At 70.6% G+C, this 16,366-nt stretch carries 3 protein-coding genes; all 3 read right to left on the bottom strand.

The features are described 5' to 3' along the window. Nucleotides 1–118 precede the first annotated feature (118 nt). Genes ABZX37_RS34030 through ABZX37_RS34020 form a run of 3 tightly spaced genes read right to left on the bottom strand, consistent with a single transcriptional unit; the run spans nucleotide 119 to nucleotide 16,363 of the window. Entirely contained in the window at nucleotides 119–316 is a 198-nt protein-coding gene (locus ABZX37_RS34030) for an MbtH family NRPS accessory protein (RefSeq protein ID WP_354746595.1), read from the bottom strand. A 19-nt stretch (nucleotides 317–335) separates the two neighbouring features. Beyond that, nucleotides 336–1,577 carry an MFS transporter gene (locus ABZX37_RS34025; protein ID WP_354746593.1) on the bottom strand — a complete coding sequence of 414 codons (1,242 nt, stop codon included), beginning with the start codon at nucleotides 1,575–1,577 and terminating at the stop codon, nucleotides 336–338. Continuing rightward, nucleotides 1,574–16,363 carry a non-ribosomal peptide synthase/polyketide synthase gene (locus ABZX37_RS34020; protein WP_354746591.1) on the bottom strand — a complete coding sequence of 4,930 codons (14,790 nt, stop codon included), beginning with the start codon at nucleotides 16,361–16,363 and terminating at the stop codon, nucleotides 1,574–1,576. The genes ABZX37_RS34025 and ABZX37_RS34020 overlap by 4 nt, the downstream gene beginning before the upstream one ends. Between the last annotated feature and the right edge of the window lie 3 nt (nucleotides 16,364–16,366).

Genomic DNA, 16,366 nt, shown 5'->3' with positions numbered 1-16,366 from the left:
GGTGCTTGTCAAGGCATCTTTCCCGCCTTGACAAGCACCCCCGCGCCGTAGTCACACTCAGCTTCGGGGTGCCCCACGCAACCGTGGACGCAATGTCGCCGCCAGGCGACGAGCAGAACTACTCAGCCGCCATCCGCTCCCGAAGAGAACGAGGCCGCATATCCGTCCAGACCTCGTCCACATGCTTCATGCACTCCTCCCGGCTCCCCCGGACCCCGTCAGCCCGCCACCCAGCCGGAACCTCCTTGTCCGCGGGCCACAGCGAATACTGCTCCTCCGCATTGACCAGAACCTGAAACACCGCACCGTCATCCATCAGAACTTCCCTTTCTCCGTCACTGACCAGAAGTCTCTTCCAGTTCCCGAACCCGGGGCGCGGCAGGCAACCCGCGCAAAGTCCCGCTAAACGTGGTCACAAGAGTGACCACAGCGATCGACCCAGTACAAGCCAGCACCGCGGACGCAGCGGGCAACGCCTCGACCAACCACCCGCCCAACGCGGGCCCGGCCGCGGCAGCCAACCCGCCGGTCACCCCCAGCACCCCGCCGAGCCGCCCCCGCAACCCGTCCGGAGTGGACAACAACTGATAGGTGGCAATAGCAGTATTGGCAGCAGGCGGCAAAAACGCAATAGCCGCGAACAACGCACCCATCACATATCCATTGTGGACGAACACGGCAAGCGGCGTCAACAAGGTCAACGCCCAGAACACCCCGATAACCAGCCCATACGCACTAAGCCACCGATGCAGATACGGCGCAGCCAACGACCCGAGAATCCCCCCGGCCCCCAACATCGCCGCCATCACGCCAATCTCCCCGGCCGGAACCCCCCGCTCATTGGCCAGCACAATGATCACGAGGTAATACGCGGAAAAGAACAGATTCAAACTGACGACGCACAGCACGGTCGCCCGCAACGCGGGCCGGGACCACACCCACCGAAGCCCCTCGACAATCTCCCGCCCAAGATGCTGAGGCGGGCCATCCGCGGGACGCTCCGCCTGCCGAGGCAATCGCACGAACAACAACGACACGAACGCGATCACATGCGCGACCAGATCAAAGAGAAACGGAACAACCCGCCCCACCGCGAAGAGAAACCCGCCCAGCGCAGTCCCGGACAACTGCCCCGCGCTAGTCCGGGCAGCGTTCATCGCCACCGCGGACGGCACCTGCTCCTCCGCCACCAGCCGAGGCAAACTGGCCTCCTCAGCCGGCTCGAACAACGCCCGGCTGAGCCCCATCACGACGGCCACCACAACGAGCATCCACACATCCGCGACGCCCCAATACAACGCGAGCACCAGCCCGCCCGCCGCGACCGCCTGCGCAGCCTCGCAGCAGAGCATGATCCGCTTGCGATGCCACCGATCCACCAACGCACCGGCAGGCAACCCGGCAACGAGCTGACTGATCGCCACGGCCCCGAGCACCAGCCCGGACTGCGCCGCGGACCCGGTGAGCGCCAGCACCAGCAACGGAAACGCGATGGTGGTGGTGCTGAACCCGGCCTCGGAAACGACCTGGCCGGTCCAGAGCAGCCGATAGTCGCGATTGCCGACGATCCCGCTCATGCCTCGTCACCCCGGCAATCCGCGGCAATAGCCCGCAGCGCGTCCGCGAATCCGCGGGCCACCCCGGCGACCGTCTCCCGTTCGTGCTGGTCCGGCAGGTAGAACCACGAGAACTCCAACTGCCCCTCCCGCACTCCGCCCACCACCTCGAGCGCGTGCAGCGACCGGTTGGCCGGATCCTGGTCCCGCCCCAGCGGCGGAAGCGAACGCAGGAACAACCCGTCCCCGGTCCCGGTGTTCTCCCCCTGCCCCAGGTAGTTGAACGCGACCCGCGGAGCGGACCGGCCGAGGTCGGGGAAGCGGAAGGACCGCAAGACCCCGTGCCCGAACCCGTTCCCCGGCACCGCCCGCAACTGCCGCCGGACTGACTTGACCAAGTTCCGCCAGTTCGCGCCCGGATCGACTGCCAAGGCGACCGGAAACAGCGTCGTGAACCACCCGACGGTCCGGGTCAGGTCGACGTCGTCCAGGATCTCCTCCCGCCCATGGCCTTCGAGATCGACAGCCACCGCGGACTCGCCTGTCCAGCGCGTCAAAGTCCAGGCCAGCGCAGTCAGCAGCACGTCGTTGATCCGCGTCCGATAAGCACCGGGAGCGAGGTGCAGCAGGGCATCGGTCTCCCGCGCGTCGACGCGAATGGTCACCAAGTCCTGCGGCTCAGGAGCAGCACCCGCCCGATCCACCGGGATCTCGCAACCCGGCAAGTCCCGGGCCCAATGCGCACGCTCGCCGTCCAGCGCCCCGGATTCGGCGAACTCCCGCAACCGCCGTGCCCAGTCCCGGAACGACGTCGTCTTCGGGCCCAGATCAGGCTTCTCCCCGGCTTCGATCTGCCGGTAGGCCCGCTCCAGGTCCTCCAGCAGGATGCCCCACGAAACGGCGTCGACCACCAGGTGGTGGGCGACCAGGAAAAGCAGCGGATTCTCCGCGCTATCCGACAGCAGAGCCCGCAGGTGCGGCGGCCGGGCCAGGTCGAAGCTCGCCTGAGCGTCGTCGGCCGCACGTTCCAGGTCCACAGTGGACACCAGGCGCAGCACGGACCCGGAATCCACGGGGTCGTTGTGCTGAATCCACCCCTCGGCAGTCTGCTCGAACCGCAGGCGCAGCGCATCATGCTGCGCCACCAGCGCATCGATCGCCTGCCGCAGGACCTCCTCGTCCACCGGGCCGTTCAGCTCGATCAGCACCGACTGGTTGAAATGCGCCGCATTCACCGGCGAGGCATCCAGGAACCACCGCTGGATCGGCGTCAGCGGAACCGCCCCGACCACGGCTTCGCGATCCTCCTCGGCCGCATCGGCGGGCTGGACCACGCTCGCCAGCTCAGCGACCGTCTGGTGCGTGAACAGGTCCTTCGAGCGCATCGCCAACCCGGCCTGGCGAGCGCGGTGCACGACCTGGATGCTGAGCAGCGAATCCCCGCCGAGCTCGAAGAAGTTGTCCGCGATGCCGACCTGAGGGATCCCGAGCACCTCGGCCCAGACGTTCGCCAGCAGTTCCTCCAGCTCAGTCCCGGGAGCGACGTACTCGGCGGTCTGCAGCTCCGACAAGTCCGGCTCCGGAAGCGCGGCGCGGTCGATCTTCCCGTTCGGGCTCACCGGAATCGCGTCCAGCGGCACGAACACCGACGGGACCAGGTAGTCCGGAAGCGCCTCGCCCAGGAAAGCGCGCAGCTGAGCGGTTTCGCCGACCACATAGGCGACCAACCGCTTGTGCCCGCCGGCCTCCCGGGCCACCACGACGGCCTCCCGCACGTCCGGGTGCCGTCGCAGCGCCGCCTCGATCTCGCCCAGTTCGACGCGGAAGCCGCGGATCTTGACCTGGTGGTCCACGCGTCCGGCGAACTCCAGGTCCCCCGCCGCCGTCTGCCGGACGACGTCGCCGGTGCGGTACATCCGCGATCCCGGCGGGCCGAAGGGGTTCGCCACGAACCGGTCGGCGGTCAGGCCGGGCCGGGACAGGTAGCCGCGGGCCAGCCCGGCGCTGCGGACGTACAGCTCGCCGGTCGACCCGATCGGCGCCTGCCGGAGTCCGGCGTCCAGCACGTAGGTCTCGGTGTTCCGGATCGGTTTGCCGATCGGCGGCGGGCCGCCCGGCGACAGCGGTTCGCTCCACGAGGTCGCGACTGTGCACTCGGTGGGTCCGTACGCGTTGATCATCCGCCGCCCCGGCGCCCAGCGGGCGACCAGTTCGGCCGGGCAGACGTCACCGGCCACGACCACCGTGCGCAGGTCCGGCAGCGGCACGTCGGGCACGGTCGCCAGGGCGACCGGCGGGAACACCGCGTGCGTGACCCGGTGTTCGGTCAGCACCTCGGCCAGGTGCGCGCCGAGCAGCGGCCCCTCGGGCGGAACGACGAGCGCGGCGCCGGCGGGCAGCGTCAGGCAGATCTCCACGACCGACGCGTCGAAGCTGGGCGAACTGAACGCCAGCACCCGGTCGCCGGGGCGGACCTGGAAGTGGCCGATCGTGGCGGCGGCGAGGGTGGCCAGACCGGCGTTCGGCACCACGACGCCCTTGGGCCGCCCGGTCGAACCGGACGTGTAGATCACGTATGCCGGTTGCTCCGGGTCCACCGGGAGACCGAGGTTCGTGTCCGCGTACTCCGCGGCGTCGAGTTCTTCGTCCACGACCAGTACCGGATCGGCGTCGCGCAGCATGAACTCGATGCGCTCGGCGGGATAACCCGGGTCGACGGGGAGGAACGCGGCACCGGTCTTCGAAATCGCCAGCTCGGTGACGACGAGCGCAGTCGAGCGCGGCAGCCGGACCGCGACGATCCGTTCCCGGCCGGAACCCCGCTCGGCGAGCAGCCGGGCCAGCTGGTTCGCCCGCGCGTTCAGCTCGGCGAAGGTGATCTCTCCGGAGGCGGACACCAGCGCGGGAGCGTCCGGCGTCCGCGCGGCCTGTTCTTCGATCAGCTGCGCCAGGGACGCCGTCTGGTCCGTCGCCGCGGTGTCGTTCCACCTCCGCAACTGGTCCGCTTCGGACTGCGGCAGCAACGGCAGGGAAGCCATCGACTGGTCCGGCTGAGCAGCGAGAACGGTCAGCGCGGTCAGCAGCCGATCGGCGAGCCGTTCGATCGTCGCCGCGTCGAACAGGCCGGTGGCGTAGTTGATCGCGGCGTGCAGCTCGCCGCCGTCCTCCTCGAACTGCACGAGCAGGTCGAACGTCGCGCTCGTCGCGGGCAGGGCGACCTCCTCGGCGACCAGCGCGCCGCCGCCCGGACGGTCGCCGGTGTTCTGCAGCACCACCATCGCCTGGAACAGCGGCGTCCGGCTCGGATCGCGGACTGGCTGGGCGGCGTCCACCACCCGTTCAAACGGCACGTCCTGGTGGGCGAAAGCGTCGAGCACCGTGTCGCGCACTTCGCCGAGGAACTGCCGGAACGACCCGCTTGAGTCCACTGTGGACCGCAGGACGAGGGTGTTGACGAAGAAGCCGATCAAGCGTTCCAGCTCGGCCCGCTCGCGCCCGGCGGCCACCGTGCCGACCGCCACGTCCTCCTGCCCGCACCACCGCGCCAGCACGACCTGGAAAGCCGCGACCAGCGTCATGAACAGAGTGCCTTGCTGCGCGCCCGCGAGTTCGCGGAGGTTCGCGGCGACCTCGGCGGGGATGTCGAAGCCGAACCAGTCCCCCTCGCTCGCGCGCACCGCGGGTCGCGGCCGGTCGGTGGGCAGTTCGAGCGGCGAGAGGCCGACGAGCCGGTCCCGCCAGTGGTCGAGCTGCTCGTCGAGGTCGGGGCTGTCGAGGAAATCCCGTTGCCAGGCGGCGAAATCCGCGTACTGCACCGGAAGCGCGGGCAGCCGCGGCTCCTCGCCGCGGACATAGGCGGAGTAGCAGGTGTCCAGTTCGGCGGCCAGTACTCCGGCCGACCAGCCGTCGGTGACGATGTGGTGCAGCACCAGCAGCAGGACGTGGTCGCCGGACTCCTCCCGGAACAACCGGGCGCGCAGCAGCGGTCCGGTGCGCAGGTCGAACGGCCGGAGTGCCTCGCGGACCAGCACTGCCTCGTCAAAATCCGCCACCGGGAGTTCAACCGGCGCGGGCTCGTGGACGACCTGCACGGCGTGGCCCTCGATCGCGTCGAAGGTGGTGCGGAGCGATTCGTGCCGGGCGACGACCGTGGTCAAGGCCTTTCGCAAGGCGTCGATATCGAGTTCGCCGCGCAAGCGCAACGCGGTGGGAGAAATGTATTCCCGGCCGCCGGGCTCGAATTCGTCCAGGAACCACAAGCGCTGCTGTGCGAACGACAACGGCAGCGCGCCGTCCCGGGTGACGACCGGGATCAATTCCGCATCAGCCTGCCGCGCGGGGAGTTCGGCGGCGAACTGGCCGAGCGTCGGCGCGGAGAACAGCATCCGCGGCGACACCTCGACGCCGAATTCCGCGCGCACTCGCGAGGTGATCCGCATGCTGAGGATCGAATCGCCGCCGAGCTCGAAGAAACTGTCGTCGGCGCCCACGCGGTCGATTCCGAGGACATCGGCCCAGATCGCGGCCAGCCGCTGTTCGGCGGCGGTCCGCGGCGCGACGTACTCGGCGGTTCCGGCGCGCCCGGGAGCGGGCAGCGCACGGCGGTCGAGCTTGCCGTTCCGGTTGAGCGGGAGCGCGTCCAGCGACACGAACGCCGACGGGACCAGGTGCTCCGGCAGCCGTTCGCGGGTCCACTCGCGCAGGCCCTGCGATGCGCCGACGATGTACGCGACAAGGCGGCCTTCACGGGCGATGACGGTGACGTCGGCGATCGCCGGATGCCGCCGCAAGACGGTCTCGATCTCCCCTGGCTCGACCCGGAACCCGCGGATCTTGACCTGGTCGTCGACGCGGCCGAGGTAGTCGAGCGAGCCCTCGGCGGTCCAGCGGACCTGGTCGCCGGTGCGGTACATCCGCTCCCCCGGCGGGCCGAAGGGATCCGCGACGAACCGGTCCGCGGTCAGCCCCGGCCGGCCGAGGTAGCCGCGCGCGAGCTGCGGTCCGGCGAGGAACAGCTCGCCGGGCAGCCCGGGCGGCACGGGTTCGCCGGTGTCGCCGAGGACGTACGCGCGGAAGTTCGTCAGCGGACGGCCGATCAGCGGCTGCTCCCCGACCACCGGCGCGTGGATCGAGTCGACGGTCGCTTCCGTGGGACCGTAGTAGTTGTGCCCGGTGACGTCCGCGGCGGCCAGCTGCTTCCACAGCGTTTCGGTGGCCGCCTCGCCTCCGGTGATCACCGTGCGGGGCCGGACTTCGCCGGTCGCCAGCCCCGCGTCCAGCAGCTGCTGAAGGTAGGCCGGGGTGAGGTCGAGCAGGTTGAGCCCGTGCGCGCGGACGGCGCGGACCAAGGCGAGCGGGTCGAGCCGGGTGTCGTCGTCCAGCACGTGCAGCTCGTGGCCGTCGATCATGGCCAGCAACGGTTCCCAGGACGCGTCGAAGGCCAGCGACGCGGTGAGCGCCGCCCGTTCCCGCCCTCGGTCGAGGAAGATCGCCCGGTGCGCGACCAGCAGGTTCACCAGCGCGCGGTGTTCCACCACGACGCCCTTCGGCGTGCCCGTCGAACCCGAGGTGTAGATGACGTACGCGGCGGTGTCCGCGTCCGGCCGCTTCGAGCACGGCGCTGGCGGTGCGTAGCTCTCGTCCGGCCTGCCCAGCACGACCACCGGACGCGCGTCGTCCAGCAGGAAGCGGACGCGTTCCTCCGGCAGATCCGCGTCGATCGGCAAATACACCGCGCCTGCCTTGAAAATCGCCAGGAACGCGATGACTGCCTCGGCCGAGCGCGGCAGCATGACGGCCACCACCCGCTCCGGCCCGGCACCTCGCTCGATCAATTCCTCCGCCAGCCGCGTGGCTCGGGCGTCGACCTCCGCGAAGTCCAGGACCGTGTCGTGGAAGACCAACGCGGTCTCGTGCGGCATTCGCGCGACGGTCGCGTCGAACACGTCCAGCACCGTCTCCGCCGGGAGGTCGGCCGGATCACCGTGTCCCAGGGCCAGTACCTCGCTTCGCTCGTCGGCGGTGAGCGGCGAGAGCGAGCCGACGCGACGCTCCGGATCAGCGGCGATCGCCCGCACCAACTGGGCGAGGTGTGCGGCGAGCCGCTGGGCGGTGGCTTCGTCGAACAGCTTCGGGTCGTAGGACAGTTCGAGCCCGAGCCGGTCGTGGAGGTAGGCGGTGAGGTTCAGCGGGTAGCTCGTGGTGTCCAGCGATTCGACGTCCAGCACCCGGACGCCGTCCTGCCCGCTGTCTTCGATCGGGTAGTTCTCGAAGACCACCACGCTGTCGAACAGCGACGCGCCCGCCGGGACCCCAGTGAACGTCTGCAGCTGCGACAGCGCCAGGAAGTCGTACCGGCGCGCGTCCGCCTGCTCCGCCTGGATCGCGCGCAGCCATTCGGCGGCCGACTGTCCATTCCGGACTTCGACCCGCGTCGGCACGGTGTTGATGAACATCCCGATCATCGCTTCGACGCCGGGCAATTCCGGCGGGCGGCCGGAAACCGTCGTGCCGAACAAGACGTCCGGCTCGCCGCTGTAGCGCGCGAGCAGCAGAGCCCACGCTCCCTGCACGACCGAGTTGACCGTCAGCGCGGCGGTTTTCGCCATCTCGCGCAGCTCCGCCGACTCTTCCGCGGACAGCTCGACCAGCAGCGTCGCCCCGGATTCCGCGCGGTGTGCCTCGCGGGGACGGCGGTCGTATGGCAGCGGAGTCGGCGCGGCGAAGCCGTCGAGTACTTCGCGCCAATGCTCCTCCGCCGCGGCCCGGTCCTGCACCGCCAGCCACGCGAGGTAGTCGCGGAACGGCCGGCGCGGCGTCAGTTTCGCTGGCGTGCCTTCGACAATCGCCGTGTACTGCTCGCACACCTCGCCGAAGACCTGGGCAGCGCTCCAGCCGTCGAGCAGGACGTGGTGCGAGGTCCAGAGCAGCTGCACCTCGTCGTCGGTCAGCCGGGCGATCTCCAGGCGCATCAACGGCGGGGCTGTCAGATCCATGCCCGCGGCCAGGTCGGCTTCGAGCAGTTTCGCCAGCTCAGCCTGCTGCGCTTCCGGAGCGAGGCCGCGCCAGTCGTGCTGGCCGACCGGCACCCGGACCCCGCGATGGACCCGCTGCACCGGCTCGTCGACGCCGTCCCACACCGTGCTGCTGCGCAGGATCGGCGTGCGGTCCGCCATCCGCTGCCAGGCCTCGGCCAGGGCGCGCGGGTCCCGGATTCCGGCCAGCCGCAGCCGGAACTGGTCGAAGTACGCGCTCGACCCGCTGTCGACCAGGCTGTGGAACACCATGCCCGCCTGCAGTGCGGTCAGCGGGTAGATGTCCTCGACCTCGCGGCCGTCCCCGGCGAGCCGGTCCACCGTCGCCTGGTCGAGCCGGGCGAGCGGGAAGTCCGACGGCGTGCGGCCGCTGGCCGAGGCGCAGTGCGCGATGATTTCCCGCAGCGCCTCGACGGTCGCCTCGGCCAGGGCGCGGACGGTCGCCTCCTCGTGCACCTCGGCGGAGTACTCCCAGGTCAGGTGCAGTTCGCCGGATTCGACCACGCCGACGACGTCCAGCAGGTACGGGCGGACGCTGTCCGGCGCGGAGTCGTGGCCGAGGCTTTCCCCGCGACCCTGGTAGAGCCCGTCCTCGGCGGTCCCGACGTCCCAGCGGCCGTGGTAGTTGAACGAGATCCGCGGCGTCGGGTCGTCCCGCAGCGGCGACTCGGTGAGATAGCGCAGCGCTTCGTAGCCGACGCCCTTGTTCGGGATGGCGCGCAGTTGTTCCTTGACCGACTTGAGGATCGCGTCCCAGCCGTCGCCGGGCACGGTCAGCGCGACCGGGTACTGCGCGGTGAACCAGCCGATCGTCCGGGACAGGTCGAGCGGTGCGGCGACGTCCTCGCGGCCGTGGCCTTCCATCTCGAGCACGACCCGGGAGCGGCCGGTCCAGCGGGCCAGTACGCGGGCGAGGGCGCTCAGCAGGACGTCGTTGACCTCGGTCCGGTACGCGCCGGGCACGTCCTGCAGGAGCGCGGAAGTCTCAGCGCGGCCAAGGGAAACCGACACCGAACGCGCCGACTCCGCGGTGTTGCGCCCGGAGCGGTCGACCGGAAGTCCGGTCTCGACGCCGCGCAGCACGCTCCCCCAGTACTCGGCCTCGCTGTCGAGCCCGCCGCTGCGGACGTGGTCGGCGAGCGTCCGGGCCCAGTGCGTGAAGGAGCTGCCCGTCGGTTCCAGCGGTTCGCCCTGATAGGCCCGTTCCAGGTCGCCCAGCAGGACGCGCCAGGAGACGCCGTCCATGACGAGGTGGTGCGCGGTGAGGAACAGTTGCGGCGAACGGTCCCGGAAGGTGAACAGGACCGCGCGCCACACCGGGCCGTTGACGACGTCCAACGAGGTCTGTACGCGCACTGCCTCTTTGTGCATTGCCGCGACTACGTCGTCCACTTCGGACAGATCGGCGTGCCGCAGGATGTCCGCCGGTTCCGCGGCAATCGGTTCCTGCTGCCAGCTGCCGTCCACTGTGGAGAACCGCATCCGCAGTGCGGCATGCCGTGCGGTGACTTCAGCGATCGCGGCGGTCAGTCGCGAAACATCCACTTCGGACAGTACAAGGTGGACAGACATGGTCAGCCGCCACGGCTGCGCCAGATGCTCGAACAGCCACGACTGGATCGGCCCGAGCGGCGCGGGTCCGGCCTGCTCCGGCACTGGCGCGACCGGGCCGCCGGTCGTGACGACCCGGCCCAGTTCCGCGATGGTCTGATGCTGGAAAAGGTCCTTCGACGTCACCGTCAGCCCGGCCTGGCGAGCGCGGGAGACGACCTGGATGCTGAGGATCGAGTCGCCGCCGAGGCCGAAGAAGTTGTCCTCGACGCCGACCTGGTCGACGCCGAGCACTGTCGACCAGACCTCGGCGAGCAGGGTCTCGATCTCGGTGCGCGGTGCCACATAACGGTTTTCGACGCGCGCGCCGGGTGCGGGCAGTGCTCGGTGGTCGAGCTTCCCGTTCGCGTTGAGCGGCAGTTCGTCCAGCGCGACGAACACCGCCGGGATCATGTGCGCGGGCAGCGAGCGGGAGAGATACTCACGCAGCACCGTGGTCCCCGGCACCGTGCCGGTCAGGTATGCCACCAACCGCCGGGCATCCCCGGTGCCGTGCGCGACGGCCGCCGCGCCGGTCACGTCCGGATGCGCGGAGAGCGCCGCCTCGACCTCGCCCAGTTCGATGCGGAAACCGCGGATCTTGACCTGGTGATCGGCCCGGCCGCGGTAGGCGAGTTCGCCGGTCGCGGTCCAGCACAGCAGGTCGCCGGTGCGGTACATCCGGGTGCCGGGCGCGCCGAACGGGTCCGCGACGAACCGGGACGCGGTCAGTCCGGGCCGGTTCAGGTAGCCGCGCGCGAGGCCCGCGCCCGCGGCGTACAGCTCGCCGGTGACGCCGGGCGGCACCGGTTCGAGGCAGGCGTCCAGGACGTAGGCGCGCAGGTCCGGGATCGGCACGCCCACCGTCGCGCGGTCGTCGAGCACGCGATAGGTCACGTGCACGGTAGTCTCGGTGATGCCGTACATGTTGATCAGCTGCGGTCCGTCCGGATGCCGCCGCCGCCATTCCTCCAGCCGCACCGGATCCAGAGCCTCGCCGCCGAAGATCACGTACCGCAGGCTCAACGGTGCCGAAGGCAGCGCGCCGAGCCGATAGAACGCCGACGGCGTCTGGTTGAGCACGGTCACCCGCTGTTCGGCCAGCAGGGCCAGGAACTCCTCCGGCGAGCGAACCGTGTCGGACGGAACCACCACCAGGCGGCCGCCGTGCAGCAGCGCGCCCCACAGCTCCCAGACCGAGAAGTCGAACGCGTAGGAGTGGAAGAGCGTCCAGACGTCCTGGTCACCGAAGCCGAACCAGTGGTCGGTCGAGGAGAACAGCCTGGTCACGTTCGCGTGCGGGACGAGAACGCCCTTGGGCACGCCGGTGGAACCGGAGGTGTAGATGACGTACGCGGTGTTCTCCGGCCGGACCCGCACCCCGGGGTCGGTGTCCGGCTGGCCGTCGGCCGCGACCGTGTCCACGACGCACACCGGTTGCGCGTCGGCCAGCATCGCCTCGATCCGCGCGGCCGGGTAGTCCGGGTCGACCGGCAGATATCCCGCGCCGGACTTCAGCACGGCGAGAATTCCGACGACCAGGTCGGCCGAACGCGGCAACCGCAGGGCCACCAGCCGTTCCGGGCCGGCGCCCTCGGCGATCAGCCGGTGCGCCAGCCGGTTTGCCCGCCGGTCCAGCTCGCGGTAGGTCAGTTCGACGCCTTCGCAGGTCACCGCGACGGCGTGCGGGGTGCGGGCGGCTTGCGCGGCGAACAGCCGGTGCAGCGTCGGTTCCGGGGCCGCGACCACGGTGGGGTTCCAGTCTCGCAGGACGCGGTCGCGCTCGTCGGCGGTGATCCACGGCAACCGGCCGAGCGCCCGCGCGGGGGTCGCCGCGATTCCGGCCAGCAGGATGCGCAGCCAGTTGCTCAGCCGTTGGATCGTGCCCGCGTCGAACAGGTCGGTGTTGTAGTTGACGACCGCGTCGAGCCGCCCGGCGGCCTGCTGGAAGTGGATCGCCAGGTCGAAGCCGGCGGTCACGATCGGCGGCGCGACCTCCTCGACGGCGAGCCCGGGCAGCGCGGGGCGGGCGTCCGGGGTGTTGTGCAGCACGACCATGACCTGGCACAACGGGGTGCGGCTGGGGTCGCGTTCGGGCTGGACGTCGTCCACGACGCGGTCGAACGGGACGTCCTGGTGCGCGAACGCGTCGAGCACGGTGTCGCGGACTTCACCGAGGAAGGCGTCGAAGCCACGGGTCAGGTCCACAGTGGACCGAAGGACGAGAGTGTTGGCGAAGAACCCGATCAGGCCTTCCAGTTCGGTGCGTTCCCGGCCGGACACGACGGTGCCGACCGCGACGTCGTCCTGCCCGGACCACCTCGCGAACAGCAGCTGGCAGGCGGCGAGCAGGGTCATGAAGAGCGTGCTGCCCTGCTGCCGGGACAGCTCGGCGAGCCGCGCGGTGGTGCCGGCCGGGACGCTGAACTCGTGCAGTGCGCCGTTCTTCGTCCGGACGGCCGGGCGGGGCCGGTCGGTGGGCAGCTCCAGCGGTTCGAGACCGGCGAGACGGTGCCGCCAGTAGCTGAGCTGGCTGTCGAAATCGGTGCGGTTTCGTTGCCAGACGGCGTAATCGGCGTAGTGGACGGGCAGCGGCGGCAATCCCGGTTCCTCGCTGCGCGTGAACGCGGAGTACAGGGTCGCGAGTTCGCTCAGGAGGACGCCGGAGGACCAGCCGTCGGTGACGATGTGGTGCAGCACCAGCGTGAGCACGTGGTCGTCGGGGCCGAGCCGGGTGAGCGCGGCGCGCAGCAACGGACCGGTGTGCAGGTCGACCGGTCCGGTCGCGGCGGCCAGCGCGGTGGCCAGGTCTCCGTCCGCAGCCCGCAGATCGACGGCATGCGGCGGGTGGACGATCTGCACGCCGCGGCCGTCGACCGTCGCGAAAGTCGTGCGCAGGGATTCGTGCCGGGCTACCAACGCGGTGAGCGCCTGGTTCAGGGCAGGCACGTCCAGGTCGCCCCGCAACCGCAGTGCGGTCGGCGAGACATACTCGGTGCTGCCGGGGTCGAATTCGTCGAGGAACCAGAGTCGTTGCTGGGAAAAGGAAAGCGGTGCTTCGAACGGTCCGTCGCCGCGAGGGAGGAGCGGGATCGCTTCCTGCGGCGCGGACGCGGCGGGCAGCTGTGCGGCCAGCAGCGCCGGGGTCGGCGCGGTGAAAACGAGCCGGGCGGGGACGTCGGTGCCGAGTTCGGCACGCAGCCGCGCGACCACCCGGATGCCGAGCAGCGAATCGCCGCCGAGGGCGAAGAAATCGTCTTCGACGCTGACGCGTTCGATGCCGAGCACCTCGGCCCAGACGTCGGTCACGAGCTGTTCACGCTCGTCTCGCGGGGCGACGTACTGCGCTGACGCGGAAATCTCCGGTTCCGGGAGCGCCCGGCGGTCCAGTTTGCCGTGCCGGGTCAGCGGAAGCTGGTCGAGGTGCACGAACACCGACGGCACCAGGTGCGCGGGCAGAACCGTGGCCAGTTCGCTCCGCAAGTCAGCGGGCTCGCCGACGACATACGCGACGAGTCGGCCATCACGCGCGTCGACGGCCGCATCGATCACACCCGGCTGGGCGCGCAGGGCGGTCTCGACCTCGCCGGGCTCGATGCGGAAGCCGCGGACCTTGATCTGGTCGTCGGTCCGGCCGAGGTGTTCCAGCCTGCCGTCGGCGGTCCAGCGGGCACGGTCGCCGGTCCGGTAGAGACGGGTTCCGGGCGCGCCGAAGGGATTCGCCGCGAACCGGTCGGCGGTCAGGCCGGGCCGGCCGAGGTAACCGCGCGCGAGCTGGGCTCCGGTGAGGCAGAGTTCGCCGGGGACTCCGGCCGGGACGAGCCGGAGCTGGTCGTCGAGGACGTACGCGCCGACGTTCCCCAGCGGACGGCCGATCGACGGCCGGTCTCCGGTCACCCGGGCCCACGTCGCGTCCACAGTGGACTCTGTCGGGCCGTAGTAGTTTCCGGCGGCTACCCCGGATCCGGCCAGTTCGTGCCACAGGCTCTCGCCGATGGCCTCGCCGCCGACCATCAGGAACCGCGGCCGCCGCTCGCCCTCAAGCAGTCCGGCGGGCAGCAATTGCCGCAGATAGGACGGGGTCACGTCGAGGAAGCCGATGTGCTCGTCGCGGAGGTACCGGGTCAGCGCGGCCGGGTCGAGCCGGGTTTCGTCGCTGATCAGGTGCAGCTCGTGCCCGTCCGCGAGCAGCAGCGGGCCTTCCCACGACGTGTCGAACGACAGCGACGCCGTGAGCGCCACCCGCAACCGCTCGCGGCCGAACGCCGCGCGGTGGTTGACCAGGAGGTTCACCAGGGCCGCGTGCTCGACCACGACGCCCTTGGGCGTGCCGGTCGAACCGGAGGTGTGGATGACGTAGGCGGCATCCGACGGCTGCGGCGCGGCCGGGCGCGGACCGTCGGTGAAGCCGCCGATGCGGTCCAGCACCACCACCGGCTTCGTGTCGGCCAGCAGCACCTCGATCCGCTCGGCAGGCAGGCCGGGATCGATCGACTGGTGCACCGCCCCGGCCTTGAGCACGGCGAACAGCGCGATGATCGCGTCGGCCGAGCGCGGGAGCAGCACGGCCACCACCCGGTCCGGCCCGGCGCCCCGGCCGGCCAGATCCGCGGCGAGCACGTCGGTGCGGGCGGCGAGTTCGGCGAAGCTCAGCCGGACGTCGCCGCAGACCAGCGCGGTCGCCGTCGGCCGGGTCCGCGCCTGGCGGTCGAGGAGGTCGACGATGGTGCCGTCGGGGACGTCGACGACTGGGCCGCGCCAGCCGAGCAGCTGGGCTTCCTCGGTCTCGGTGGTCAGTGCCACGTCGGCGATCCGGCGGCCCGGGTCGGCGCTGACCCCGGCCAGCAGCCGCAGCAGGTGCGCGATCAGCCGGTCGATCGTCCCGACCTCGAACAGTTCGGTGCTGTATTCCACGAGCCCGGCGAGGCGGCCGCCGGATTCCTCGAACTCGACGGTGAGGTCGAAGTTGGCCGAATCCCGCGTCACCCCGGCCGGTTCGGCGGCCAGGCCCGGGAACACCGGCCCGGCGCCCGCGTTGTGAAGCAGCACCATGACGTCGAACAACGGGTTGCGACCGGGGTCGCGGCCCGCGTGCACGGCGTCGACCACTTCCTCGAACGGCACGTCGTCGTGCGCGAACGCGTCGAGGACGGTCTGCCGGGCCGCCGCCAGGTGATCGGCGAACGACGCGGACCGGTCCACTTCCGAGCGCAGGACGACGGTGTTGACGAAGAATCCGACGACCCGTTCCAGCTCCGGCCGGTCCCGGCCGGAGACAACGGTGCCGAGCGCGATGTCCTCCTGGCCGGTGTAGCGCGCGAAGAGCGCCTGGCAGGCCGCGAACAGCACGGTGAACAAGGTGGTTTCCGAGGTCCGCGCCAGTTCCGTGAGCCGGCGGGCCACGTCCGAGGGAACGCCGAACTCGCGCACCGCGCCGGCCGTGCTGCGGGCGGCCGGACGCGGACGATCGGTCGGCAGCTCCAGCGGCGTCACCCCGGTCAGCTGCCGGGTCCAGTGCTCCAGCCCGGCCGTGCGGGTCGGGCGATTGTGTTGCCACACCGCGAAATCCGCGTATTGCAACGGCTGCGCGGGCAGGTCCGCGCGCTCGCCGTCCCGATAAAGGAGGCCGAGTTCTTCGGTCAGCACTCCCATCGACGCGCCGTCGGTGGCGATGTGGTGCACGCACACCAACAGCACGTGCTGAGCCAGACCAAGGCGCACGAGCACCGCACGCAGCAACGGCCCGTGCGTGAGATCGAACGGCCGCGAATACTCCGCCTTCAGAACAGCGTCGAGGTCTTCCGGCGCGGCATCCACCACCGGAAGCGCCACCTCATACGGCGGCTGAACGAGCTGCCGGGGCTCGCCGTCGACCTCGTGGAAGGTCGTGCGCAACGGTTCGTGCCGGGCGACCAGCAACCGCAGCGCAGTCGCCAGCGCATCGACATCCAGGTCGCCGTTCAACCGCAGGGCGAACGCGCTGTTGTACTCGGGATCGTCCGGGCGGAGCCGGCTGAAAAACCACAGCCTGCGTTGCGCGGACGACAGGGGCACGGGGCCGGAACGGTCGGCGGCGGACGGGATCTCCGGCGCGCGGCCGGCCGTTCCGGCCATCCGGCGGCGCAGCGCTTCCCGCAGGTGAGCGGGCAGCGCCGCGATGCGGTCCTCTCGGGACGACGTCATGGG

It is taken from the genome of Amycolatopsis sp. NPDC004079 (assembly GCF_040610415.1).
In the GTDB taxonomy this organism is placed as follows: Bacteria; Actinomycetota; Actinomycetes; order Mycobacteriales; family Pseudonocardiaceae; genus Amycolatopsis; species Amycolatopsis halotolerans.
This window is presented reverse-complemented; position numbering and strand designations above follow the sequence as displayed.